Source organism: Mycobacterium sp. ELW1, assembly GCF_008329905.1.
In the GTDB taxonomy this organism is placed as follows: Bacteria; Actinomycetota; Actinomycetes; order Mycobacteriales; family Mycobacteriaceae; genus Mycobacterium.
In genome coordinates this window covers 1,504,720-1,528,587 of sequence record NZ_CP032155.1, presented here as the reverse complement: position 1 = coordinate 1,528,587, position 23,868 = coordinate 1,504,720, and the positions used below count along the sequence as shown (strand labels likewise).

Sequence of the window (23,868 nt, the reverse complement as noted above, 5' to 3'; positions counted from 1 at the left end):
TCCACGGAGGTCCTCGTGTCCCACGCTAATGCCCGTTTGACCGTTCATGGTCGTCTGCTGCTCGTTGAGCGGATCGTTGAGGGACACCGTCCGGTGTCTCATGTCGCCGCCGAACTGGGAGTTTCTCGCCAGTGCGCTCACCGGTGGGTTCGCCGGTTCCACGCTGAAGGCTTTGCCGGCCTGTCGGATCGGTCCTCACGACCGCGTCGATGCCCACGTCGCACACCATCTGTGGTTGAAGATGCGGTGATAGAGCTGCGCCGCACCAGCAGGCGGGGTCAGGACTGGATCGCCGCCGAGTTGGGTCTGCCGGCCCGGACGGTGTCGGCGATCTTGCGCCGTCGCCAGATGCCGTATCTGCGGGATTGTGACCCGCTGACCGGTGAGGTAATCCGGGCATCGAAGACAACCGCGGTGCGCTACGAGCGGGCGCACCCCGGCGAACTGATTCACATGGACGTCAAGAAGATTGGGCGCATCCCCGACGGGGGTGGCTGGAAGGCACACGGCAAAAAGATGGGCGACACCGCCGCCCGTAAGAACGCGCGCATCGGGTTCGACTACGTGCACTCCGCTGTCGACGACCATTCGCGGCTGGCGTACTCAGAGATCTTGCCCGACGAAAAGGGCGCGACCTGCGGTGGGTTTCTGGCCAGAGCCGCCGAGTACTTCAGAACCCACGGGATCTCGACCATCGAGCGAGTCATCACCGACAACCACTGGAGCTATCGGCGTTCCGCCGATGTCGCCGCAGTCATCGCAAACCTGGGCGCCAAACACGTCTTCATCAAGCCGCACTGCCCCTGGCAAAACGGAAAGGTGGAGCGCTACAACCGCACACTGCAGACCGAATGGGCCTACCGGCAGATATTCACCACCAACGCCGCCCGCACTGCCGCCCTTGCCCCGTGGCTCGAGGACTACAACAATCAACGACGCCACTCAGCTATCGGAGGCCAACCACCGATCAGCAGACTGACACCAACGTCCTAACCGAGTACAGCTAGCCGCTCTTGCGGCGGAATTCCCGCCGGTTCTCCACCGGCCCGTGCGAGCGGGGCTGCTTGGGCCCGCTGTCCGTGTGCGCTGAGCCGCCCGCCGACTTCGCCTTCTTGCGCTCCAGCGCCTCACGGAACTTGCGCTTGTTGTCGTCCTGCGGTTCGGACTCTGATTCGGCCATGCGGTCAGACTAACGCGGCGCCGGAACCCACGGCCGAAGGCCGCGCATAAACGTGCAAGTCAGCGGATGCCGGGCGGCATTCCGTAGAGGTGCGAGATCGGCAGCTTCAGCAGCACCCGGCGGTCGGTGACCATGGCGCGTCGGTAGTCGTCCCAGTCCGGATGCTCACCGGCGACGTTGCGATACAGCGCGACGAGCGCTTCGACGGTGTCATCGTGTGGTTCCGCGGCGGGCGGAGTGAGGGTGGCGTTGCCGTCGGCGACGGCATAGGACCAGCCGTCGTCGGAGGACACCAGGATCGAGGCCCGCGGGTCGCGGCGCAGATTGCGGGTCTTGGCGCGCGGTTCGGTGATGGACACTTCGACGACGAGATTGCGCCGGTCGAAGTGATACGTCACGTTGGACAGCTGCGGGCGGCCGTCACGTTTGATGGTCGCGAGCACGCCCAGTGAGTTGCCCGCGATCACCGCCAGCAGTTTGTCGTCGAACACCTGACGGGACATACTTCGAGCCTACGTCGCTAGCATCGAGAACATGACCCGCTACGCGGCTTTCCTGCGCGGTGTGAACGTGAGCGGAACGACGATGAAGATGGCCGACGTCGCCGCCGCCTTCACCGACGCCGGCTTCAAGAACGTCAAGACCATCCTCGCCAGCGGCAACGTGTTGCTCGACAGCGGTGCCGCCGCCACGACGGTGCGCACGAAAGCCGAAGCGGCACTTCGGGATGCGTTCGGTTACGAAGCCTGGGTGCTGGTCTACGACGTCGAGACTCTTCGCGCCATCGCCGACGGCTATCCGTTCGAACCCGAGGTCGAGGGGTATCACTCGTACGTGACGTTCGTCAGCGACGGGAAAGTTCTCGACGAGCTCGCCGGCCTGGCCGGCGATGCCGGCCCGAAGGAGAAGATCGAACGCGGTGACGGCGTCCTGTACTGGCAGGTCCCCAAGTCTTCGACGTTGGACTCGGCCATCGGTAAGACGATGGGTAAGAAGCGCTACAAGTCGTCGACCACCACGCGCAACTTGCGCACTCTGGCGAAGGTATTGACATGACAACGGAAAAGATCGACGCCAGCCAGCTGGGTGGCGTCTCCGAAACCGCGCTGCTGACCCTCAACGGTCGCGCCCACCAGGCGAGCCTGCCCGGTGCGATCCTGCGCGATCCGATGGCCATCAAGGTCGTCGAGTCCATCGACTTCGACTTCGACAAGTTCGGTCGCAAGGGCCAGGAGATGGCGCTGCGCTCGCTGGCCGTCGACTCCTGCGCGGTCAACTATCTGCGCACGCACCCGCAGGCCACCGTCGTCGCGCTGGCCGAAGGTTTCCAGACCAGCTTCTGGCGGTTGAGCGACGCCATAGCGGATCCTCAGTTCTATTGGGTGTCGGTGGACCTGCCGCCGGTGATCGAGCTGCGGCAGCGCCTGCTGCCGTCGTCACCGCGAATCACCGCGCTGGCGCAGTCCGCGCTGGACTACAGCTGGATGGACCGGGTGGAAACCGCCAACGGGGTGTTCATCACCGCCGAAGGCCTGTTGATGTACCTACAGCCGAATGAGGCGATGGATCTTATTGCCCAGTGCGCCAAGCGTTTTCCGGGCGGTCAGATGTTCTTCGACGTGCCGCCGGTGTTCGTCAAGAAGCTTGCCCCGAAGGGCATGAAGTCCTCGAAGCACTACCGCGTCCCACCGATGCCGTTCAGCTTGACCACCGTCCAGCTGGCCGACCTGGTCAACACGGTGCCGGGGATCACCGCGGTCCACGACATCCCGATGCCCAAGGGCCGCGGCTTCTTCTTCGACAAGGTGTGGCCGGCGATCTGGAATTTCGGCCCGACGAAGCGGTTCCGCGGCTCCTACACCCTGCTGGAATTCGGCTGACGGTTCAGCCGAACGCGTTGTCCAGATATTGCAGCGCCTCCTGCTTGCCCAGCCCCAGCGCGCGGGCGGCTTCCACGTAGGCGTGGGCCGCCGCGGCCATCGCGGCGTCGGCCGGATCGGCGCGGGCCACGAAGGTTCCGAAGCGGCCGCGAGTTTCGACGATGCCCGCGGTTTCCAGCTCCCGGTAGGCCCGCGCGACGGTGTTGACGGCCAGATTCAGCTGACCGGCCAGCTCGCGCACCGTGGGCAGCCTGGTGCCGGGCGAGAGTCGCCCGTCCCGGATCCCCTCGATGAGCTGTGTTCTGAGCTGATCGAACAACGGCCGCGAGGCCTGTCCGTCGACGCGTAACCAGACCCCCAAATCCGACACATGCTAAGTATCGCCTAGACCGGCTATTTTGGGGGATGTGCGTATCGCGGTACTGAGCGGGGCGGGGATCTCCGCCGAGAGCGGCGTGCCGACGTTCCGCGACGACAAGACCGGTTTGTGGGCCAAGTACGACCCCTACGAACTGTCGAGCACAGACGGTTGGCAGAACCACCCTGAACGGGTGTGGGCCTGGTATCTGTGGCGCCATCACCTGGTGCAGCAAGTCGAGCCCAACGACGGGCATCGCGCGGTGGCGGCCTGGCAGGACTACGCCGAAGTTTCGGTGATCACCCAGAATGTCGACAATCTGCACGAGCGGGCGGGGAGCAAACCGGTGCATCACCTGCACGGCAGCCTCTTCGAGTTCTGGTGCGACACCTGCGGTTCGCGTTACCACAGTCCACTGCCGGACATGCCCGAGCCCGAACTGGAGAAGATGCCGCCGCAATGCGAATGCGGCGGACTGATCCGTCCCGGCATCGTCTGGTTCGGCGAACAGCTGCCCGACGAGCCGTGGCAGTCCGCCGTCGAAGCGGTGGCCACCTCCGACGTCCTGGTGGTGGTCGGCACGTCCGGGATCGTCTATCCGGCGGCCGGCCTGCCGGATGTGGCGCTGGCCCGCGGGGCCGTCGTCGTGGAGGTCAATCCCGAACCGACTCCGCTGTCGGAGAATGCGACGCTCACGATCCGGGAGTCGGCCAGCACCGCGCTGCCGACGCTGCTGCAGCAGTTGCCCGAATTGTTGAAGAACTAGTTCTTCGTCGCCCGCCCCAATGCGACCTCGTGCACGGGCAGGGGCACCCATGCCGGGAACTGCGCCTCGCGGCGGGCGGTCTCGATGACGAATCCGGCCCCGGAGATCGCGCGCTCGGTGTCGCGGTGGGTATGGCAGTTACCGGCGAACCGCGGCCAGATCGTGGCGTCGGCCAGTCGCTGCAGTTGACCGCGCCATCCGCCGGCGGCGATGTGCTCGAAGTAGCGCAGCTCGCCGCCCGGCTTCAGCACGGAGTTGAGCTGCCGCAGCACGCCGTCGGGGTCGGCGACCGAGCACAGCACCAGCGAGCACACCACCGCGTCGAAGGGTTCGGTCGCCGGCATGGTCTCGATGGTCGACTCGACCACGGTGACGGGAACCCGGGCCGCGTCGGCGGCCTGTCTGGCCAGCGGCGCGAGTCGGGTTTCCGGCTCGAGCGCGACCACCTCCGTCACCGTGTCGGGGTAGAACTCGAAGTTGGTTCCGGTACCCGCGCCGACCTCCAGGACACGCCCGTGCAGCCCTGAGAGATTCTCTCGGCGGAGCTTGCGCATGGCCTGTGACTCGTGGGCGGACAACACCGTCCAGAAGCGGGCGAAGAACGGGTTGTCGACGGTCTGCTGTGACATGTCTGTGATGTCCTCCCTGCTCAGAGCCACCCTAGTCGCAGGCGGTTTTTGGCGTCACGTGTGACCAACCTGACTTTTGAGTAAGCCACGACCTGACTCGGGAGTAAGAATTGCCAGGGAACTCCGAATCGGGGCTCAAAGATTCCTTAATGGCGACTCATAGAGTCCTGGGTATGTGGATCGACGACACCAGTGCAGATGTCATCAAAATCGATTTCGACGCGCTGTATCACGGCGACTTCCTCGTGGAGGGTGACACCTCCGAGCAGTTCGAGGACAAGCCCCCGCTCGCCAACGCGAGCTAGAGCGCAGCGCCAAACGGCGCCTCACCGCTGATGCGGTGACGCGCCGTCCGGAGCTTTGATGTGGGTGGTGCCCGCCTGGGATCAGGCGGGCACTTTTGCGTCTTGGCTGTCGATCATTCCCGCCAGCCGTCCGCCGATGATCTCTTCGGCTTCGGTCACGATCCGGCTGATCAGTTCCTCGCAGGTCGGGACATCGTGGATCAGGCCCATCACGGTGCCGACAGTCCAGATGCCGGCATCGATGTCGCCGTCGTCGAATACCTTGCGGCCGCGCACACCGGCGACCAGATCCTTGACGTCCTCGAATTGCCCGCCGCCCTTGAGGATCTCCACGACCTCACGCGAGACGACGTTGGAGGCCACCCGGGCGGTGTTGTGCAGGCTGCGGAAGATCAGCTCGGTGCCGCGCTCGTCACCGTCGACGATCGCTTGCTTGACGTTGTCGTGAATGCACGACTCGACGGTGCACATGAAGCGCGTCCCCATATTGATGCCGTCGGCGCCGAGCGCCAGCGCGGCCACCAGGCCGCGCGCGTCGCCGAAACCGCCGGAGGCGATCATCGGGATCTCGATCTCCTTGGCCGCCGCCGGGATCAGCACCAGGCCAGGAACGTCGTCCTCACCCGGATGTCCGGCACACTCGAAACCGTCGATGCTGATGCCGTCCACGCCCAGGCTCTGCGCCTTGATTGCGTGCCGCACCGAGGTGCACTTGTGCAGCACCTTGATGCCGTTGTCGTGGAACATCGGCAGGTGCGGCGCCGGATTGGAGCCGGCCGTCTCGACGATCTTGATGCCCTCGTCGACGATCACCTGGCGGTACTCGTCATAGGGCGGCGGGTTGATGGCCGGCAGGATCGTCAGGTTCACCCCGAACGGCTTGTCGGTGAGCTCGCGGGTCTTCTGGATCTCCCTGCTCAGATCCGCCGGAGTCGGCTGCGTGAGCGCGGTGATGAAGCCGAGTCCGCCCGCATTGGCAACGGCGGCAACGAGTTCCGCGCGACCGACCCACTGCATGCCGCCCTGGGCGATCGGGTGCTCGACACCGAAGGTCTCGGTGAACTTCGTCGTGATGGCCATGGTCCTACCTCGGAGCCATCCGGATCGCGCCGTCCAGGCGGATCACTTCACCGTTGAGCATGGGGTTCTCGACGATGTGCACGGCCAGGGCGCCGTACTCGTCGGGATCTCCGAGGCGGGCCGGGTGCGGCACCTGCTGGCCGAGCGAGCGCTGCGCCTCCTCGGGCAGCGAGCCCAGCAGCGGGGTCTTGAACAGGCCCGGGGCGATGGTGCAGACGCGGATCAGGCTGCGCGACAGGTCGCGTGCGATCGGCAGGGTCATGCCGACCACACCGCCCTTGGACGCCGAGTAGGCGGCCTGCCCGATCTGGCCGTCGAAGGCCGCGACCGAGGCGGTGTTGATGATGACGCCGCGCTCCTCGCCCTTCAGGGGTTCGGTCTTGGCGATCCGCTCGGCGGCCAGGCGCAGCACGTTGAAGGTGCCGATCAGGTTGACCTCGACGACCTTCTTGAAACCGTCCAGCGGGAAGGGACCGTCCTTGCCCAGGGTCTTGATGGCGTTGCCGATGCCGGCGCAGTTGACGTTGATACGCACCGGGCCGAGCGACTCGGCGATGTCGAGCGCCTTGGTGACGGACTCTTCGTCGGTGACGTTGGCGGCGACGAACTTGGCGCGCTCCCCCAGCTCGGCGACGACTTCTTCACCCTTGAGGTCGATGACGACCACCGAGGCGCCTGCGTCGAGCAGCCGCTTGGTGGTGGCCAGGCCCAGACCTGAGGCACCGCCGGTGACGACGGCTACGGCGTCCTTGATCTCCACGAATGGTTTCCTTTCACATACTCAGATACGTCGACCTACTGGTTGGTTGGGGACTATACCCAGTCGCGCAGGACGGCCTCGTTGTCGGCTCCCGGTACGCCGGGTGCGGCCGGGGTGTCGAGCGCGGTCCGGGAGAACCGGGGGGCGGGAGCGGGGAACGTCGAGCCCGCCTCGGTGTAGAAGGTCTTGCGCTCGGTGTTGTGCGGTTCGGTGTCGACCTCGGCGAACGACAGCACCGGCGTGCAGCAGGCGTCGCTGCCGGCGAACACTGTGGCCCAGTGGTCGCGGTCGTGCTTGCCGAAGGTGTCGGTGAGCACCGCGCGCAATTCCGGCCAGCGGGTGGTGTCGTTCTGGTCGGGCAGGTCGGCGGCGGTGAGCCCGAGCTTCTCGATCAGTTCGGCGTAGAACTGCGGTTCGATCGCGCCGACCGCGACGTACCGGCCGTCGGAACACTCGTAGGTGTCGTAGTAGGGCGCTCCGGTGTCGAGCATGTTGGTGCCGCGCTCGTCGCTCCACATGCCCATGTGGCGGAACGCCCACATCATCTGGGCCAGCACGCTGGAGCCGTCGACCATGGCCGCGTCGATGACCTGGCCCTTGCCGGAGCGCTCCCGCTCCCACAGCGCGGACAGGATGCCGACCAGCAGGAACATCGACCCGCCACCGAAGTCACCGGCCAGGTTCAGCGGCGGGACGGGACGTTCGTTGACCCGGCCGACGGCGTGCAGCAGGCCGTTGAGCGAGATGTAGTTGATGTCGTGGCCGGCCTGCTGACTGCGCGGCCCGTCCTGGCCCCAGCCGGTCATGCGGCCGTAGATCAGGCGGTCGTTGACCTTGGCGCAGTCCTCCGGCCCCAGCCCGAGGCGTTCGGTGACGCCGGGACGGAATCCCTCGATGAGGACGTCGGCCTTGGCGATAAGACCCAGAACCATGTCGCGGTCGTTCGGGTCCTTGAGGTTGGCGCCGATCGAGCGACGGTTGCGCAGCAGGTAGTCGTTGCTGGGGGTGCCGGTGCCCTTGCCGAGCCGGTCGATGCGGACGACGTCTGCGCCCAGGTCGCCGAGGATCATCGCGGCATGCGGGCCGGGTCCGATGCCCGCCAATTCGATGACGCGCAAGCCGTGCAGTGGTCCGGCCATAGGTGTCTACCCTCCAGTTGATTGATCGCCGCCTTAACTATTTACACCTGGCCCGACCCGTCGTGGGTTGCGCCCCCGCCGGGGCTAAGGTGCTGCCATGACGACCATCGACGCTTACACCGGTGTCCCGGAACTGACCGTGTCGCTCGACAGCGGGGTGTTGTCGGTGACGCTGAACAGGCCGGACAGCCTGAACTCGCTGAACGCGATCATGCTGCGAACGCTGGCCGACGTCCTCGAGCATGCGGCCGGCGACGCTGCGGTCCGCGCTGTGCGGCTCGGCGGGGCCGGGCGGGGGTTCAGCTCCGGTGCGGGCATCAGCGCCGAGGATCAGTCCGAGCGCCGCCCGGACACCCCGGACGAGGTGCTGCAGGAGGCGAACCGTGCGGTGCGCGCGATCGTGAACCTGCCAAAGCCGGTGGTGTCGGTGGTGCACGGGCCGGCGGCCGGGGTCGGGGTGTCGCTCGCGCTGGCGTGCGACATCGTATTGGCTTCGGAGAAGGCGTTTTTCCTGCTGGCGTTCACCAAGATCGGCCTGATGCCCGACGGTGGCGCGTCGGCGTTGGTGGCTGCGTCGATCGGGCGGGCCCGCGCCATGAAGATGGCACTTCTGGCCGAACGCATTTCAGCGGCCGACGCGTTCGACTTCGGTCTGGTCAGCGAGGTGTATCCGGCCGACGAGTTGGAGGCCGGTGTGGCCGCGGTGCTCGACAAGCTGGTATCCGGCCCGGCGATCGCGCTGCGCAAGACCAAGCAGGCGATCAACGCCGCGACGCTCACCGAGCTGGACAGCGCCATCGGCCGCGAGAGCGAAGGCCAGCTGATCCTGTTGAACTCCAAGGACTTCCGTGAAGGAACCCGGGCTTTCCAGGAGCACCGCTCGCCCACGTTCACCGACGACTGACCGGGCAGGCTGTACCACTCTTTTCCAGAACGTGATATCGCCGGTGATATCACGTTCCGGAAAAGCCAGTCACCCCCGTGACCCCCGGACGCACACGGCCACCGGAAATGTCGGACCACCTGGCCATCATGGGGCGATGCCGAACTACACGTACCGCGCCGAATGGTCTGACGACTACTGCCAGTACCTCGGACTCTGCCTGGAGTTCAAAGGCCGGTACGCGACGGCACTCACGCCCCATGAAGCGATCGAGCGTGTCGAGAAGTTGATCGCCCAGGAACTCGACGAACTGGCTGAGATCGGCATGGACCCGCCGGAGTCCTTGACCGACCACCGCTACAGCGGCAAGTTCGCGGTCCGCACTTCGCCCGTGCTGCACGAACGACTGGTGGTCGAGGCCGCCGAGCAGGGAATCTCGTTGAACCAGTGGGTGAGTTACAAACTCGCCGGCCGCCCCGCGCCGTCGCTCGACGACCTGTTCGGCTGACCGAAAATCGTTGGACGTGGCGCAGACCGGTCAGCGACCATCGATGGCATGAGTACGCACCATGACATCGAGCCGGTGAGATCCACCGGCCGCTGGCGCGTGCTCGCGCCATTCCGATACCGGGAATTCCGGCTGCTCATCGCGGCGATGTCGATCTCACTGTTCGCCGAGGGCATGTGGACCGTCGTGATGGCTCTGCAAGTCATCGCCCTGGCCGACGACCCGGCCGCCCTGTCTCTGGTCGCAGCCTGCCTGGCCGTGGGCATGCTGGCCTTCATCCTCGTCGGCGGCATTGTCGCCGACCGGGTATCGCAGCGCGCGATCATCATCGCCGTCGAGCTCACCAACCTCGCCGCCACCGGCGCCGTCGCCGTCCTCGGCATGCTCGGCGAGCTGCAACTGTGGCACATGGCAACTGCGGCAGCGGTTCTCGGTATCGGCGCGGCGTTCTTCTTCCCGGCCTACAGCGCCTACCTGCCGCGCATCCTGCCTGCCGAGCAACTCCTGGCCGCCAACGGCGTCGAAGGCGCGATCCGGCCCACCCTGCAGCAGGCCATCGGCCCCGCCGCGGCGGGCGTGGTCGTCGGACTCACCTTTCCTGCACTGGGCTCGGTGACCGTGGCCGTGCTGTTCGCAGTCGGGCTGACCCTGCTGGTGTCCATGCGACCCGGCGAAGGTTCCCACATGCTCATGACGGTCGCACGCGAAAAGCCGCATGCGCTCACCGATCTCAGGGACGGCCTGCGGTTCGTTCTCCACACGGCGTGGTTGCGCTGGACGCTGCTGTTCGCCTGCACCTGGGTGTTTCTGGCGATGGGGCCGATCGAGGTGCTGCTGCCGTTCATCGCGCGAGACCGCTTCGCCCACGGGGAGCAGGTGTACGGCCTGATGCTCGCCTCGTTCGGGCTGGGCAGTGCGATCGGGGCCGTGGCGGTGTCCTCCCGGCCGCTGCCGCGGCGCTACCTCACCGTGATGATGACGATGTGGGGCGCGGGATCACTGCCCTTCGTGATCGTCGGTGTGACGTCCTCACTGCCGGTGATGCTGGTGGCGTTGTTCGTCATCGGCCTCTGCGAGGGCGCGGGTGTCATCTGGGGCACGCTGCTGCAGCGGCGGGTGCCGCCGGAGATGCTGGGCCGGGTGTCGAGTCTGGACTTCTTCGTCTCGCTGGCGTTCATGCCGGTGTCGATGGCGGTCGCGGGCCCACTGTCGAAAGTGGTTCCGGTGGAATTCATCTTCGCGGTGACCGGTATCGCTCCGGTGCTACTGGCCGCGGTCGCGCTCGTCGCGGCGCGCATGCCGCACGACGAGATCGCCCACCCGCTGCGTTAGTGCCAGATGCCGAACATCGGCGGCAGTGCCAGCACCATGATCAGACCCCACACCACGTGGGTCAGCACGGGTGCCAGCACGCCGCCGGTGGCTCGGCGTTCCAGGGCGCACACCGTGCCGAGGATGATCGCGGCGAAGCCGAGCATCCAGTTGCCGCTGGCACACGTCGCGATGGTGTACAGCACCGTCGAGATCACCACCGGGTGGAAGGCGCCCAATGCGGTGTACAGCGCGCCGCGGAAGAACATCTCCTCGGCCAGACCGTTCACCAGGGTGATCACCACGATCAGCAGCAGGCTGCCGTGATTGGCGTACTCCAGCACGCGGGTGATGGCCTCGGCCACCGGCGGTATCTCACGGGTCACCAAACCGCCGAGCACAAAGATGCCGCCGAGCAACAATCCGATCGCGAGCCCGGTGATGACCGGGCGCTGGTTTCGCCCGCGCCAGCGGATGCACCCCAGATGCACCGGACCGGACGCCCGCGCACCGAACGCCCACGTCGCCGCCAACGCCATCGTCAGCCAATAGAACGCCGCGTCTCCGGGCCTGCGCGTCAGCGACAGGCCGAGCAGCGCCGCGCCGAGAACCAGCACCACACACACGGCGATGCGCCGCCGGCGGATCGCCGACGGCCACTCCTGATGCGGTACAGCAACATTGGAAGCCACCGACCGAAGCTCAGCCAGCATCGTCATAACAGGCGAACTTTCGCCAGCAACAGGTCCAGCCCCGTCCGCAGCACCCCGGCCAGCGGGCCGGGCACCGAGTTCAGCAGTCGCAGCGCGGGGCGCGCCACCCCGGGCGTCACCGTGGCGGCCACCCGTCGTAGTCGTAGCGCGTCTCCACCGGCCCACATCGGATCACTGTCGGCCAGATGATGCGGGTCGGCCAGTCGGTCGACCGGACACGGCGGCGGGCTGGCCACCGCGGCGGCGACGGCGTCCTCGACGGTGGTGAGTCCACCGGGCGGGTCCGGGACGTGATCACGTAGGACAGTGTCCGAGGCCGTCATCGGATGGTCCAGCGATTCGATGAGATCGGCGGCCAATCCGCTGGGAACCGGTACGGCAGCACCGGCCACCCGGCCGACGACCGCCTGCGGCACGATGTCGCGTACCGGCAGCCCGGCCCGCAGTTCACCCGCCGCATCGATGTAGGTGTGCAACAGCTCGCCGTAGGTCACGACGTCGGGCCCGACGATGTCGTACGCCCCCGCCGGCACGGCGGCCGGGTCGGCCGCGGCCAGCAGGTAGTACAGCACGTCGCTGATTGAGATCGGCTCGATGTCGTGGTCGGCCCACGGCGGCAGCGGAATCACCCAGAACCGGTCGCCGACGTAGCGGACCATCTCGAACGAGGTCGAGCCCGCGCCGATGATCACCGCCGCCCCGAGCCAAACCAGTTCGGCGCCGCCCTCGACGGCGAGGGCCGCGGCGACCTCGGCGCGGCCGGCCAGATGCTCGGACAGCGTGTCGTCCGCGGGCACGAAGCCGCCGAGGTACACGATGCGCCCCACGCCGGCAGCAGCCGCCGCCTTCCCGACATTCGCCGCGCCCGCATTGTCGCGCTCACGGAAGCCGGGCTGGCCGATGGCGTGCACCAAGTAATAGAGGACGTCGATGTGCCCGGAGACGGCGAGCGCCGTCTCGACGGAGGTCGGATCGTCGGCATCGAAGACGACCGCCGTCACCCGGTCACACCAGCCGAACCGGCCCAGTTTCTCCGGGTTGCGGGTCGCGGCGACGACCTCGTGACCCTCGTCGAGCAGCCGGGCCACCAGCCGGGAACCGACGTATCCGGTGGCACCGGTGACCAAGATCCGCATCGACTTCACGCTAGGACATATCGGCAGTCTTGCCCTGGCGCAAACCTGACCATTGTGTGAGATCGATCCCGCCGGCGGCTAGGCGGAGTCGTGATGCAGGTCGATGAGGTGTTCGTAGACAGCGGCGTTCATCCGATTGCCATCCAGTTCGGCGTCGGACAGTTCGCGGCGGACCTTGGCGGGCACCCCGGCCACCAGGGATCGAGGCGGCACCATCATGCCCTGCGGCACCACCGCGCCGGCGGCGACGATCGATCCCGCGCCGATCACGGCACCGTTGAGCACGATCGACCCCATGCCGACCAGCGAGCCGTCCTCGACCGTGCAGCCGTGCAGCACGGCGTTGTGCCCGACCGTCACGCCCGCCCCGATCTTCACCGGGAAGCCCGGGTCGACGTGCACGGTGGAGCCGTCCTGGATATTGCTGCCCTCGCCGACGTCGATCCATTCGGCCTCGGCGCGCAACGTCGCCGAGTACCAGACGCTGGCCCGCGCAGCGAGGCGCACCTGGCCGATCACCGCCGCGTTGGGTGCGACCCAGGATTCGGCGTGCAGTTCGGGGCTGTGCCCGCCGACGGACATGATCAATGGTTCGGCCATGGCCGACATCGTAGGCAGACGTGGTCAGGAGCCCTGAAAGACCTTGCGGTAGCTCGACGGCGACATGCCCAGACCTCGCCGCAGATGGTGCCGCAGATTCGCGCCGGATCCGAGCCCCGCGCGGCGGGCCACCTCGTCGACAGGCAGGTCGTGGGTCTCGAGGAGTTCGCGGGCCCGCTCCACCCGCCGGCTGCGCACCCACCCGCCGGGTGACTGCCCGGTCTCGTCGCGGAACCGGCGGCAGAAAGTGCGCTCACTCATCTGGGCGTGGCGGGCCAGCTGCTCGATCGACAGCGGCTCGTCGAGGTGGCCCAGGGCCCACTGCCGCGTGGCCGCAGTGGATGTGTGCCCATGCGGGTCGGGCGGCACCTGCCGTTCGATGAACTGCGCCTGACCGCCCTCCCGCCACGGCGGGACCACGCAGTAGCGGGCCGCCTCGTTGGCTACAGCAGCACCGTGGTCACGGCGAATGATGTGCAGGCACAGGTCAATTCCCGCGGCAAGACCCGCAGAGGTGAGCACGTCGCCGTCGTCGACGAACAGCACGTTCTCGTCCAGCATGACCTCGGGGTGCAGTGCGCGAAGGTCGTCGGCGAAGCGCCAGTGCGTGGTGGCCGGCCGGCCGTTGAGCAACCCTGCGGCGGCGAGCACGAACGCGCCGGTGCAGATCGACACGATGCGGGTCCCGGGCCGGATGGTGGCCAGCGCGGCGGCCAGATCGGCGTCGAGCTCGCCGCGCGCGCGGGCGGGTGCGTAGCGGGTGCCGGGGATGACGACGGTGTCCGCGGTCGCCAGCACCTCCGGCCCGGCGGCGGGCACCATCGCGTAGCCGTTCGTGGTGGCGACCGGAGCCCTGCTCAGTCCGCAGGTCACCACCTCGTAGAGCGCCTTCCCGTCGGCGCCGGTGGCAGCGCCGAACAGTGTCGGTGCGATTGCCGCGTCGAAGCCGACGACGGGTTCGACCCACAGGACGGCTATCCGATGCACTCGACCAGTCTGGCATGTTTTTGACGAATGGTGTCTTTCTTGCCACTAGCCGCCGATCGCGCGGTCCGTCAGAGTGATCCCGTGACCACGACTTCCACTCCGAAAGCCCGCACTGGCCTGCATTGGGCCTGGGTGGTGGCCGCCGTCAGCTTCGTGGCGATTCTTGGTGCCGCGGGCTTCCGGTCGGTGCCCGGCGTGATGATGAACCCGCTGCACCACGAGTTCGGCTGGTCGCACGGTGTGGTCGGGCTGGCGATGGCGGTCAACATGACGCTGTTCGGGCTGACCGCGCCGTTCGCGGCCGCACTGATGGATCGGTTCGGCGTGCGCCCGGTGCTGGCGGGCGCCCTGGTCCTGATCGCGACGGGATCGGCGGCCAGCGTGCTGATGACCGCCGGCTGGCAGCTGGTGCTGCTGTGGGGCGTGCTGGTCGGCGGCGGCACCGGCGCGATATCGATGGGCTTCGTCGCGACCATCGCGGTGCGCTGGTTCGAACAGCGCCGCGGACTCGTCACCGGGGTGCTCACCGCCGCGAGCGCCACCGGGCAGCTGATCTTCCTGCCGGTGGTCGCCGAGGTCACCACTCGCCACGGCTGGCGATGGGCCTCGCTGATCGTCGCGGGCGCAGCGCTGGCCGTTGTGCCACCGGTGCTGCTGCTGATGCGCAACTACCCGGCCGACAAAGGCCTGCTCCCCTACGGCGCGACGGAAGCCCAAGCGCCGCAAGCAGTTCCGGCATCCAGTTTCCGGGCGGCATTCGACGGCCTGCTGATCGGCGCGCGGGTGCCGGCGTTCTGGTTGCTGGCCGGCAGCTTCGCGATCTGCGGTATGACCACCAACGGTCTGATCGGGACGCATTTCATTCCGGCGGCCAATGACCACGGCATGCCCACCACCGTCGCGGCGGGACTGCTGGCGACCGTCGGCGTGCTCGACGTCGCGGGCACCATCCTGTCCGGCTGGCTCACCGACCGGGTCGACCCGCGGGTGCTGCTGGTCGTCTACTACCTCGGCCGCGGGCTGTCGCTGCTGGCACTGCCCGCGCTGCTGTCGCCGCACGCCGAACCGGGCACGTGGGTGTTCATCATCTTCTACGGCCTGGACTGGGTGGCCACCGTGCCGCCGACGATCGTGCTGTGCCGTGAGTACTTCGGCGCCCGCTCTCCGGTTGTCTTCGGCTGGGTATTCGCCGCCCATCAGCTCGGCGCAGCCGTGGCGGCCGCCGGCGCGGGCCGACTGCGCGACGTGCAGGGCACCTACAACCTGGCCTTCTACCTGGCGGCGGCACTGTGCGCGCTGGCCGCGCTGCTGTGCTGGCGGGTGCGCCGGGCAGCGCTCTGACTAGGGCTTAACCAGCTGTTTTGAGACTGACGCTTTGCTGCCAGTACGATTCTTCGGGGCGCAGCGGTAACGGGGACCCGCATTTCGCCGACTCCACTAGAGACTCAAAAGGAGCCGAAGTGAGCACTCGTACCAAGTCCCTTGGCGTCGCCGCAGCACTGGCCGCCATCGCCGTCGCGATCCCGACGGCCGTCCAGGCCTACGCCGATCCGACGCCGAGCACCACCACCCCGGCGGCCCCGACCACGTCGGAGATCCCGGTGCCGAGCATGAGCCAGCTGCCCGATCCGCAGGGCTCCGGCTGCGACGCGTACAAGAACCGCATCCCGAGCGGCTCCGGCTCGTTCACGAGCATGGGCAACCAGCCCGCGACGGCTGCCATCGCCGCGAACCCGGACCTGAGCACGTTCAGCGCGGCGATCTCCGGTGGCCTCAACCCGGCCGTCAACATCGGCAGCGTGATCGACGGCGGCCCGTACGTGGTGTTCGCCCCGACCAACGACGCCTTCGCCAAGCTCGACGAGGCGACACTGGCGCAGCTGAAGAGCGACCCGGCCGCACTGACGTCCACGCTGTACTACCACCTGGTGCTGGGCTACCTGGGTCCCGATGATCTGCACGGCAAGATGCCGACGCAACAGGGCAGCCCGGTGAACGTGACCGGCAAGGGCGGCGACATCAAGGTCAACGACACCGCGAAGTTGGTGTGCGGCTACACCGCTCGGGGCGCGTACATCTACATGATCGACACCGTGCTCAGCCCGGCCGATGCGCCCGCCCCGAACACGGAGACCAGCACGACGAGCACTACGCCGACCACGACCACGTCGTCGCCGACCGAGTCGCCGTCGGCCACGCCGACGACGACCAAGCCAGCGACGGCCTAACTAGGTCAGCGCGCCTTCCAGACCGGTTGGCGCTTCTCGGCGAAGGCCAGCGGCCCTTCCTTGGCGTCCTCGGACTTCATCAGCGGGCCGATCTCGCGCATGGTGCGAGTCCAGCCGGCTTCGTCCGCGGTGATCACGCCGTCGTCGACACCGACCGCGACGCGCTTGCTGGCCTGCACGGCCAGCGGCGCGTTGACGGTGATGCGTTGCGCCAGAGCCAAAGCCGCGTCGACGACGGTGCCGTCCGGCACGACCTCATTGATCAGGCCCCACTTCAGCGCCTCGGCTGAGGTGATCGGTTCGCCGGTGAACAGCAGCTGCATGGCCACCTTGCGCGGCAACTGCTCGACGATGCGGAACACGCCGCCCGCCGCGGCGACCAAGCCCCGCTTGACTTCTGGCAACCCGAACTTGGCGCTCTCCTCGGCGATTACCAGGTCGCTGGCCAATGCCAGTTCGGTCCCGCCGCCCAACGCGGTGCCGTTGACCGCGGCGATGGTGGGCTTGTCGATGAAGTGCCCGACGTAGCCGGCGAAACCCCACTCCGGGTGTTGCGGATGAAAAAGGTTCTCCCGCCGGTAGATCGCCTTCAGGTCGGCACCGGCGCAAAAGGATTTGTCGCCGGAACCGGTGATCACCACCGCCCAGACGTCGGCGTCGTCCTGAGCCTGCGCAAGCAGGTCACCAACGGCGGTGCTGACCGCGCCGTTCACCGCGTTACGGGCGTCCGGGCGGTTGATGGTGATGAGCAGGACGTTGCCCCGCCGCTCTCCGAGAGCGGCGGGGGCTTCGACGTCGGTCACTACAGCAGCTCGAGGATGGTGGCGTTGGCCTGGCCGCCGCCTTCGCACATGGTCTGCAGACCGTAGCGAATTCCGTTGTCGCGCATGTGGTAGAGCAGCGTGGTCATCAGGCGCGCGCCGGAGCCACCGAGCGGGTGGCCCAGCGCGATCGCGCCGCCGTTGGGGTTGAGCTTCTTCTCGTCGGCGCCGATCTCCTTGAGCCAGGCCATCGGAACCGGTGCGAACGCCTCGTTGACCTCGAAGGCGCCGATGTCGGCCACGCTCAGGCCGGACTTGGCGAGAGCCTTCTGGGTGGCCGGGATCGGGCCGCTCAGCATCATCACCGGGTCAGAGCCGGCCAGCGTTGCGGTGTGCACGCGGGCGAGGGGCTTGAGCCCCAACGACTTTGCCTTCTCGGCCGACATGAACAGCAGCGCGGCCGAGCCGTCGGAGATCTGCGAGGAGTTGCCTGCGTGGATCACGCCGTCCTCGGAGAACGCCGGCTTGAGCTGGCCCATCTTCTCCAGCGTGGTGCCGCGGCGGATGCCCTCGTCCTTGAGCACCACATTTCCTTCGGCATCCTTGATGCCGACGATCTGATCCTCGAAGGCGCCGGAATCCTGTGCGGCAGCCGCCTTTTCGTGCGAGTCCAGGGAGAACTGGTCGAGATCGGTGCGGCTCAGGCCCCACTTGGTGGCCATCATCTCGGCGCCGATGCCCTGGTTGGGCGTGCGGTCGTAGCGGCCCTTGAAACCGGCCGAGTAGGGATTGCCGCCGTTGGCCAGCGAGGCGCCCATCGGGGTGCGCGACATCGACTCGACACCACCGGCGACGACGACGTCGTAGTGGCCGGCCACCACACCGGCGGCGGCGAAGTGCACCGACTGCTGGCTGGAGCCGCACTGGCGGTCGACGGTGACACCGGGAACCGACTCGGGCCAGCCTGCGGTCAGCACCGCGGTACGCGCGATGTCGAGGGCCTGCTCACCGGCCTGCATGACACAGCCCCAGATGACGTCGTCGACGATCTCGGGGTCGATGCCGGCGCGCTGGGCCAGACCGTTGAGCACCTGGGCCGACAGCTCGGCGGGGTGCACACCGGACAGACCACCGTTGCGCTTTCCAACTGGTGAACGTACAGCTTCGACAATTACCGCTTCAGCCATCGGCCTACTCCTTTACGACGGGGTGATCTTTGGATCAAAACACACGTCGTTTGACGGCCGTCACGCGGGTCAACCAACCGTTCGGTCAGCCGTGCCGATCCCCGAGTCGCTACGCTCCTGCCCGCCGCTCCGAAGTCACGTGGACCGGCAGGGTGTCGTCCCACGGCTGCCGGTTCACCATGTCGGCGACGTTGACGTAGCCGGTCTCGAATTCGCCGGTCGCGGCATCCACCAGCCGGTACTCCTGGCGTTGCCGGTGCAGCGGCTGGCCGTCGAGCAGCACCACGCGCACCTCGCCGGGTTCGAAGTGGCAGCGTTTCTGCATGGCCGCGATCAACTGTTCGTTGTGCATGTGCCCGTCGCCGAAGTTCCAGCCGATCGCCATGCTGCAGATGCGCTCGCCGTCGGTGATCGAGTAGTCCTCTTCATTGGCACCGGCCATCGCACGGTGAGCCAAGGTGAACAACGCCTTGCCATGAGTGTTGAAGGCGCGGAACGCATACCCCATGAAGAGCGGGATCTGCGCGGCTTCCTTACTGCCGTAGAACTTTTCGAGCTGCGCGGCCGGCATGTTGGCAATCGTCACCAAGTTCTGCTCGATCTTCGCCTCAGCTGACGGCTTCACGCACCACAGCGTGGTGTCCCAGTTGCCTGCGTAGTAGCGCATGCCGGGCAGGAAGGACACCTTGCGCGGCACCGTGTTTCCGAGGACGACGGTGGTGGCCAATGCCAAGAACAACAGGATCGGCCATGGGCTGGTGATGTCGGTGATCCCGATCTGAGCGTGCGCGACGAACAGCGAGAGCACCGAGAAGATCATGAAGACGTTCCACTCCAGCGGCACACCCATCGGAATGGCCGACAGGATGCCGAGGTGGAAGCACACCATCACGATGGCCGCGATCGTGGTCGGCCATCCGCCGTGGGAGAAGAACAGCGCCAACGGAATACCCATCTCGATGGCGGTGCTCACATGGGCCAGCGTGTGCGACATCGGGCCGGGCCGAAGGTCTTCGGGGAACTTCTTGAAGAACATCCGCTTGAGGAAGCGTGGCCGCACCACCGGGCTGTTGGACATCATCGTGGAGATGACGAACGGGAAGTGCCGGGTCAGCTTGGAGGTCGCGGCGCCGATCCAGATCGCCATGCACACCAGCTTGGCGGTGATGATGATGTCGACGCCGCTGAACAGGAACGCCACCGCGAACGCGCCGTACACCTCGCCGCGGGCGGCCAGGAAGATCACCTTGTCACGCAGACCGGCCAGCGCCAGCAGCGCCACGACCGTCGCGATCTGCCAGGTCGGCAGCAGACCTACTTCGGTGCCCAGCTCCGGGACGGGCCCGGTGCCGTCGGAGAACAGCGCCACCAGGATCATCACGATCAGCGCCGCGTAGAGCGCGAGGTCGACGGGTCCGCGGTTGTCGCCCTTGGTCAGCGGCACCCGGTTGGGCCACGGTGGCAGCCGGATCGTGTTGGGGCGCAACCAATAGATGATCGACCCCATCGGCGGCCAGAACCGGTTGTTCAGCGGTCCGAAGCCGCAGCCGAGCCCGACGACCTCGAAGAGCATCGTGTAGAGCACGGCCTTCTCGTAGACGATCGGTTCCGACCACCACGACCCGATGTCGGTCAGTCCGCCGATGCCCGAGGTGGCCAGACCGAACAGCGCTCCGACGAACACGTAGAGCAGGATCTTGACGACGTAGAACAGGTGCAGGGCGACCGGCGTGCCGAAGCCCACCTCGGCCCAGTGCCGCGCCATCGGTTTGATCTTCTCCGCGCGCGTGCCCTTGCTCCACGACTCGAAGTCGATGACGGGCACTTCCTGCTTCAGAAATCCCATGGCAAAAAGACTAGAACGTGTTCTAGTCGGGCGGGTGCGAATTCCCGCGCGGCGGGACTGCGAGGGTCAGGACTTGGCGGGCGGGCGGTAGAAAATCGCGAGCTGGCCGATGCCGCCGGCCAGTCCGAGCACCAGTGCGATCAGCAGACCGCACCAACCGCGCAGCCAGTGCGCCAGGTCCGTGCCGTGGAACAGCAGATAGTCCAGGCTGTACTTGCCCGCACCGGTCGCGGCGATCGCGACGGCCGCCGCTGCCAGCACCAGGTTGTACTCCCAGCCTTCCTTGACGATGAAGAAGCCGTTGTGCCGGTGGACCGTCCAGGCCGCGACCAGCATCAGCGCCACGAAGCCCGCGGCCGGGATCGGCGTCAGCAACCCCAGCGCCAGGCCGATGCCCGCGGCCATCTCGGTGCTCGCCGCCACCCGGGCATGAAAGGTCCCGGGCTTCATGCCGATGCTCTCGAACCAACCGGCGGTGCCCTTGATCCGGCCGCCGCCGAAGAATTTGTTGTAACCGTGGGCGGCCATGGTCACGCCGAGCACCACACGAAGGATGAGCAGTCCGACACTGTAGGCAGTCACGCAGGTAAACCTAGAGCATCGGCGCCTGTCGGCGTTACACCTCAGCGGCCAAACGCAACGCGTAACCGGTCAAGGTAGTCCTCGATGTCGACGTTGCCCGGATCGGCGTGCACGCTGAGTGCGATGGTGTCGCCAAGGCCGTGCACTCCGTGGGTCAGGCTCATCATCGGCGAGAGCCCCGACCACCCGGCGGCCAGCAGGACCGGGCATCCGCCGAAGGACAGGTCGGCCGGCCCGCGGTTCACGCTGGACACCACGGTGTTGCCGGTGACCGTCGCGGACCGCGCGTCCGGGTCGAATTGCCGCACACCCCAGCGCAACAGCGCCGCGGGGACGGCGGCGGACGCCGCGGCCGACGCCCGCAGCGCCGGGTGCTCACCGCGCAGGCGCTGGGCGGCCAGCTCGGCGGAGATCAGCTCCGTCCGCCGGGCGCGGTCGACCTCCGGGTGCAATCGGATGCCGACATTGCGAAAGTTGTTGTGCCCGCCCGAACTCTGTGGTCCGGCCATCGTCACTTCGGCCGCCAACCCCGAGGTGTCCTCACCACGCGCGGCGAGGTAGCCACCCAGCGCCTCGGCGATCACCACCAAGGCTCCGATGGTGACGGTGGGTTTCGTCAGCTGGTCACGCTCCAGCACCAGCGTCCGCAGTACCGGCGTGGCGCGGGGCCGCTGATTGATGCTGAGCAGCGGAACGCCCGCAGCGGCCGGCGGCACCCGCCCGGCCTCGGTGTCGCGCACGAGCCGGCGATACGCCCGCGCAGCGGCCACACCGCGGGCAGGCAGAAAACCACGCCGCACGGGCGCGGGCACCGGCACCGGCTGCCGCCGGCCGAGCAGCGCCCCGCCGAGCAGGGTCCCCCTGGTGCCGTCGGCGAACGCATGACCGGTCTGCATGACCACCACCGATCCCGTCCCTCGGCATCCCGGCACACCTACAACCTGCGGGAAAATGTGTGCGCGCCAAGTCATTCGGTGAAGATCGAGCGGGTCACCACGGAACCGGGCGGCAGCGTCGAGGCAGCCCTGCCAGTCCACTACCCCGGCGTCGTGCAGCACGAACTGATCAGCGCTGACGTCACCGCGGCACCATCGCGGGTATCGCCACCGGCTGCCGTCCACCACCCGCATCCGCAGCTCGTCGCACGCCTCGGCCCGCCGGCGCAGTTCGTCGACGGCGACCTCGGGCGACTCGGGCGACCCGTCGAAGGCGTACAAGACCAGCTGATCGCTGGGAACGACGGCCGACATCCAGAACATCTGCGCGTCAACCGCGGTCATCGCTCTGCTGGCAGCCATGGCGGCCATTGTCCTAGGCTGGCCTGGTGCTGCCGACTCCCGGTCCCGCCCGCGCCGCGCTGATCACCGGAGCCTCCTCCGGCATCGGCGCTGAACTCGCCCGCGTGCTGTCCTCGCGCGGCCATCACGTCGTACTGGTGGCGCGCCGCACCGAGCAGCTCACCGCGCTCGCCGAATCACTTCCCGGACCGAGTTCTGTTGTCGGCGCTGATCTTTCGCAGCCCCGCGAGCGGGCAGCGCTTCCGGGCCGGGTCGCCGAACTCGGGCTGGACGTCGACATCCTGGTCAACAACGCCGGGCTGTCCACGATGGGCCCGGTCGCTGCGGCCGACCCCGTCGCGGAACTGAACGTCGTGGAGGTCGACGTCGCGGCGGTCGTCGATCTGTGTACCCGCTTCGTGGCGGGCATGGTGAGCCGGCAGCGCGGGGCGGTGCTCAACGTCGCCTCGGTGGCCGGCTTCGGCCCGCTGCCCGGGCAGGCCGTCTACGGCGCGGCCAAGGCGTTCGTGCTCTCCTACAGCCGGGCGTTGGGCCAGGAACTCGCAGCCAGTGGCATCACCGTCACCGCGTTGTGCCCGGGCCCGGTGCACACCGGGTTCGGCGAAGCCGCCGGGTTTTCCACCGAAGACGCCGAGGCCGCACTGCCCAAGCCACTGTGGGTGTCACCCGAGGACGTCGCCAGGGCGGCCGTCGACGGGCTGGCGGCAGGCAAACCGGTCGTGGTGCCCGGACGGCTCAACCGGGCGGCGACGGCGATCTATCACCTGACACCGCGGCGGCTGTTGTTGCCGTTGTTGGCCAGCCAGCATCCGGCTTTCAAGAAGAAGTAGCGCGCAGGAAATCGACGATCTGCCCGCCCACCACGTCAGGCTGTTCGAGCTGCAGGAAGTGCCCGGCGTGCTCGACGATCGCCACCGCGCTGCCCGGCGGTAGGACACCCGCCACCCAGGGGGTGAATTCCGCTGTCATGCAACCGTCGTCGCTGCCATGCAGGTACAGCGTGGGCAGCCGCGGCACCTCCAGCCACAGCCGGTTCAGCTCGGCGTAGCGGCTCGGCGGGCGGGTGTTGCGGATCGTGGCCCGGTAGGTGCCCAGCGCGGCGCGCCAGCGATCCGGCGTGCCGATGGCGGCGTCGACGTGGCGCAGATCCTGCGCGGCGTTGTAGCCGGGCGACCAGCGGCGCCACAGCAGCGGGACGATCCACGACGACGAGCGCTCCGGGGCGAACGGCAGCTGAAAGTAGGTGATGTACCAGCTGCGCAGGAGTTGGGCCGGAAGCAGGCGCAGCAGCCGGCCCCGGTTGGCCAGCTTCCTGCCGGCCCCGGGACGCAGCGCCGCCGACGGCGGCACCGACATCACGACGGCCTTGGTGAACGGGCTGTCCGGCATCGCGGCCAGGCCGGTCGCGGCGATCGCACCCCAGTCATGGCCGATGACCACGTCGGCTCCGGTGGGATTGCACGCGGCGAGCACCCGCAGCGCGTCGTCCATCACGGCCCCGATGTGCTGGCTGCCGTCGGCGGGAAGCGACGAGGGCACGTAGCCACGCATGAACGGCGCGATGACCCGGTAGCCGGCGGCCACCAGATGGGGTGCCAACTTCCGGAAGCCGTAGGCGGTATCGGGAAAACCGTGCAGGCACAACGCGATCGGGCCGTCGTCGGGGCCCCAGCTGAGCGCGCGCAGCTGCACGGCCGGCGCGGAGACGTCAATCCAGCGCGGCTCGGTCAT

Annotated in this window: 28 protein-coding genes; 11 read left to right on the top strand and 17 right to left on the bottom strand. The window is 67.6% G+C overall.

What is annotated here, in order from left to right; translation table 11 throughout:
- Positions 1-15 precede the first annotated feature (15 nt).
- On the top strand, positions 16-993 hold the full coding sequence (locus D3H54_RS07205) for an IS481 family transposase (RefSeq protein WP_149378470.1): 978 nt from the start codon (positions 16-18) through the stop codon (positions 991-993).
- Positions 994-1,003: 10 nt separating this feature from the next.
- Here D3H54_RS07205 and D3H54_RS07200 read toward each other — a convergent pair whose 3' ends face one another.
- Together D3H54_RS07200 and D3H54_RS07195 are read right to left on the bottom strand one after the other, a co-directional pair.
- Positions 1,004-1,180 carry a DUF5302 domain-containing protein gene (locus D3H54_RS07200; protein WP_102809812.1) on the bottom strand — a complete coding sequence of 59 codons (177 nt, stop codon included), beginning with the start codon at positions 1,178-1,180 and terminating at the stop codon, positions 1,004-1,006.
- A 59-nt stretch (positions 1,181-1,239) separates the two neighbouring features.
- Entirely contained in the window at positions 1,240-1,683 is a 444-nt protein-coding gene (locus tag D3H54_RS07195; protein ID WP_149378469.1) for a PPOX class F420-dependent oxidoreductase, read from the bottom strand.
- Positions 1,684-1,714: 31 nt separating this feature from the next.
- Between D3H54_RS07195 and D3H54_RS07190 the strand changes: the two genes are divergently transcribed.
- Entirely contained in the window at positions 1,715-2,236 is a 522-nt protein-coding gene (locus D3H54_RS07190) for a DUF1697 domain-containing protein (protein ID WP_149378468.1), read from the top strand.
- A complete protein-coding gene (locus D3H54_RS07185; RefSeq protein WP_149378467.1) occupies positions 2,233-3,060 on the top strand; it encodes a class I SAM-dependent methyltransferase in 828 nt (275 codons plus the stop codon). Before D3H54_RS07190 ends, D3H54_RS07185 begins: the two co-directional genes overlap by 4 nt.
- A gap of 4 nt (positions 3,061-3,064) precedes the next feature.
- Here D3H54_RS07185 and D3H54_RS07180 read toward each other — a convergent pair whose 3' ends face one another.
- The gene (locus D3H54_RS07180; protein ID WP_149378466.1) at positions 3,065-3,430 is read right to left on the bottom strand and encodes an Rv1152 family transcriptional regulator; all 366 of its coding nucleotides are present in this window, start codon (positions 3,428-3,430) and stop codon (positions 3,065-3,067) included.
- A 37-nt stretch (positions 3,431-3,467) separates the two neighbouring features.
- Between D3H54_RS07180 and D3H54_RS07175 the strand changes: the two genes are divergently transcribed.
- Positions 3,468-4,184, top strand: coding sequence for an NAD-dependent deacylase (locus tag D3H54_RS07175; protein WP_149378465.1), 717 nt, complete (start codon positions 3,468-3,470; stop codon positions 4,182-4,184).
- Here D3H54_RS07175 and D3H54_RS07170 read toward each other — a convergent pair.
- Entirely contained in the window at positions 4,181-4,813 is a 633-nt protein-coding gene (locus D3H54_RS07170; RefSeq protein ID WP_149378464.1) for a class I SAM-dependent methyltransferase, read from the bottom strand. The two genes, D3H54_RS07175 and D3H54_RS07170, sit on opposite strands and share 4 nt — an antisense overlap.
- Positions 4,814-4,986: 173 nt before the next feature.
- Here D3H54_RS07170 and D3H54_RS31695 point away from each other — a divergent pair, with 173 nt between their 5' ends.
- A complete protein-coding gene (locus D3H54_RS31695; RefSeq protein WP_096312721.1) occupies positions 4,987-5,118 on the top strand; it encodes a hypothetical protein in 132 nt (43 codons plus the stop codon).
- A gap of 81 nt (positions 5,119-5,199) precedes the next feature.
- On the opposite strand, the gene D3H54_RS07160 is transcribed toward D3H54_RS31695, so the two are convergent.
- From D3H54_RS07160 to D3H54_RS07150, 3 genes are read right to left on the bottom strand one after another with little or no spacing between them, the layout of a single operon-like run.
- Positions 5,200-6,198 (bottom strand): NAD(P)H-dependent flavin oxidoreductase, encoded by a 999-nt coding sequence (locus tag D3H54_RS07160; protein WP_149378463.1) that lies wholly within the window; start codon positions 6,196-6,198, stop codon positions 5,200-5,202.
- A gap of 4 nt (positions 6,199-6,202) precedes the next feature.
- The gene (locus D3H54_RS07155; protein ID WP_149378462.1) at positions 6,203-6,958 is read right to left on the bottom strand and encodes a 3-hydroxyacyl-CoA dehydrogenase; all 756 of its coding nucleotides are present in this window, start codon (positions 6,956-6,958) and stop codon (positions 6,203-6,205) included.
- A gap of 53 nt (positions 6,959-7,011) precedes the next feature.
- Positions 7,012-8,097 carry a CaiB/BaiF CoA transferase family protein gene (locus D3H54_RS07150; RefSeq protein WP_149378461.1) on the bottom strand — a complete coding sequence of 362 codons (1,086 nt, stop codon included), beginning with the start codon at positions 8,095-8,097 and terminating at the stop codon, positions 7,012-7,014.
- A 97-nt stretch (positions 8,098-8,194) separates the two neighbouring features.
- On the opposite strand from D3H54_RS07150, the gene D3H54_RS07145 reads away from it, so the two are divergent.
- From D3H54_RS07145 to tet(V), 3 genes are all read left to right on the top strand, one after another.
- A complete protein-coding gene (locus D3H54_RS07145) occupies positions 8,195-9,001 on the top strand; it encodes an enoyl-CoA hydratase (RefSeq protein WP_149378460.1) in 807 nt (268 codons plus the stop codon).
- A 136-nt stretch (positions 9,002-9,137) separates the two neighbouring features.
- Positions 9,138-9,488, top strand: a complete 351-nt coding sequence (locus D3H54_RS07140) for a type II toxin-antitoxin system HicB family antitoxin (RefSeq protein ID WP_149378459.1) — start codon at positions 9,138-9,140, stop codon at positions 9,486-9,488.
- Positions 9,489-9,536: 48 nt separating this feature from the next.
- Positions 9,537-10,820, top strand: coding sequence for a tetracycline efflux MFS transporter Tet(V) (gene tet(V), locus D3H54_RS07135; RefSeq protein ID WP_149378458.1), 1,284 nt, complete (start codon positions 9,537-9,539; stop codon positions 10,818-10,820).
- On the opposite strand, the gene D3H54_RS07130 is transcribed toward tet(V), so the two are convergent.
- The 4 genes from D3H54_RS07130 to D3H54_RS07115 all read right to left on the bottom strand — a co-directional run bounded on the left by D3H54_RS07130 (position 10,817) and on the right by D3H54_RS07115 (position 14,235).
- A complete protein-coding gene (locus tag D3H54_RS07130; protein ID WP_149378457.1) occupies positions 10,817-11,518 on the bottom strand; it encodes a CPBP family intramembrane glutamic endopeptidase in 702 nt (233 codons plus the stop codon). The genes tet(V) and D3H54_RS07130 overlap by 4 nt on opposite strands.
- The gene (locus D3H54_RS07125) at positions 11,515-12,657 is read right to left on the bottom strand and encodes an NAD(P)H-binding protein (protein ID WP_149378456.1); all 1,143 of its coding nucleotides are present in this window, start codon (positions 12,655-12,657) and stop codon (positions 11,515-11,517) included. The genes D3H54_RS07130 and D3H54_RS07125 overlap by 4 nt, the downstream gene beginning before the upstream one ends.
- 69 nt (positions 12,658-12,726) lie before the next feature.
- A complete protein-coding gene (locus D3H54_RS07120) occupies positions 12,727-13,248 on the bottom strand; it encodes a gamma carbonic anhydrase family protein (RefSeq protein WP_115321781.1) in 522 nt (173 codons plus the stop codon).
- A 24-nt stretch (positions 13,249-13,272) separates the two neighbouring features.
- Entirely contained in the window at positions 13,273-14,235 is a 963-nt protein-coding gene (locus tag D3H54_RS07115) for a GlxA family transcriptional regulator (RefSeq protein WP_149378455.1), read from the bottom strand.
- 27 nt (positions 14,236-14,262) lie between these two features.
- On the opposite strand from D3H54_RS07115, the gene D3H54_RS07110 reads away from it, so the two are divergent.
- Entirely contained in the window at positions 14,263-15,576 is a 1,314-nt protein-coding gene (locus D3H54_RS07110; protein ID WP_149378454.1) for an MFS transporter, read from the top strand.
- A gap of 119 nt (positions 15,577-15,695) precedes the next feature.
- On the top strand, positions 15,696-16,463 hold the full coding sequence (locus tag D3H54_RS07105) for a fasciclin domain-containing protein (protein ID WP_149378453.1): 768 nt from the start codon (positions 15,696-15,698) through the stop codon (positions 16,461-16,463).
- A 5-nt stretch (positions 16,464-16,468) separates the two neighbouring features.
- Here the strand turns inward: D3H54_RS07105 and D3H54_RS07100 are convergent, their stop codons facing one another.
- The 5 genes from D3H54_RS07100 to D3H54_RS07080 all read right to left on the bottom strand — a co-directional run bounded on the left by D3H54_RS07100 (position 16,469) and on the right by D3H54_RS07080 (position 22,137).
- Complete coding sequence (locus D3H54_RS07100) at positions 16,469-17,266, bottom strand: enoyl-CoA hydratase-related protein (protein WP_149378452.1); 798 nt, start codon at positions 17,264-17,266, stop codon at positions 16,469-16,471.
- Entirely contained in the window at positions 17,266-18,411 is a 1,146-nt protein-coding gene (locus D3H54_RS07095) for a thiolase family protein (protein WP_149378451.1), read from the bottom strand. Before D3H54_RS07095 ends, D3H54_RS07100 begins: the two co-directional genes overlap by 1 nt.
- A 109-nt stretch (positions 18,412-18,520) precedes the next feature.
- Positions 18,521-20,257 (bottom strand): DUF3556 domain-containing protein, encoded by a 1,737-nt coding sequence (locus D3H54_RS07090; protein ID WP_149378450.1) that lies wholly within the window; start codon positions 20,255-20,257, stop codon positions 18,521-18,523.
- Between the two features lie 66 nt (positions 20,258-20,323).
- A complete protein-coding gene (locus D3H54_RS07085) occupies positions 20,324-20,839 on the bottom strand; it encodes a DoxX family protein (protein WP_149378449.1) in 516 nt (171 codons plus the stop codon).
- Positions 20,840-20,880: 41 nt separating this feature from the next.
- Positions 20,881-22,137 carry a WS/DGAT domain-containing protein gene (locus D3H54_RS07080; RefSeq protein ID WP_286199154.1) on the bottom strand — a complete coding sequence of 419 codons (1,257 nt, stop codon included), beginning with the start codon at positions 22,135-22,137 and terminating at the stop codon, positions 20,881-20,883.
- A 23-nt stretch (positions 22,138-22,160) separates the two neighbouring features.
- Here D3H54_RS07080 and D3H54_RS07075 point away from each other — a divergent pair, with 23 nt between their 5' ends.
- A complete protein-coding gene (locus D3H54_RS07075; protein WP_149378448.1) occupies positions 22,161-22,967 on the top strand; it encodes an SDR family NAD(P)-dependent oxidoreductase in 807 nt (268 codons plus the stop codon).
- Here the strand turns inward: D3H54_RS07075 and D3H54_RS07070 are convergent.
- Positions 22,954-23,868, bottom strand: a complete 915-nt coding sequence (locus D3H54_RS07070) for an alpha/beta fold hydrolase (RefSeq protein WP_149378447.1) — start codon at positions 23,866-23,868, stop codon at positions 22,954-22,956. The two genes, D3H54_RS07075 and D3H54_RS07070, sit on opposite strands and share 14 nt — an antisense overlap.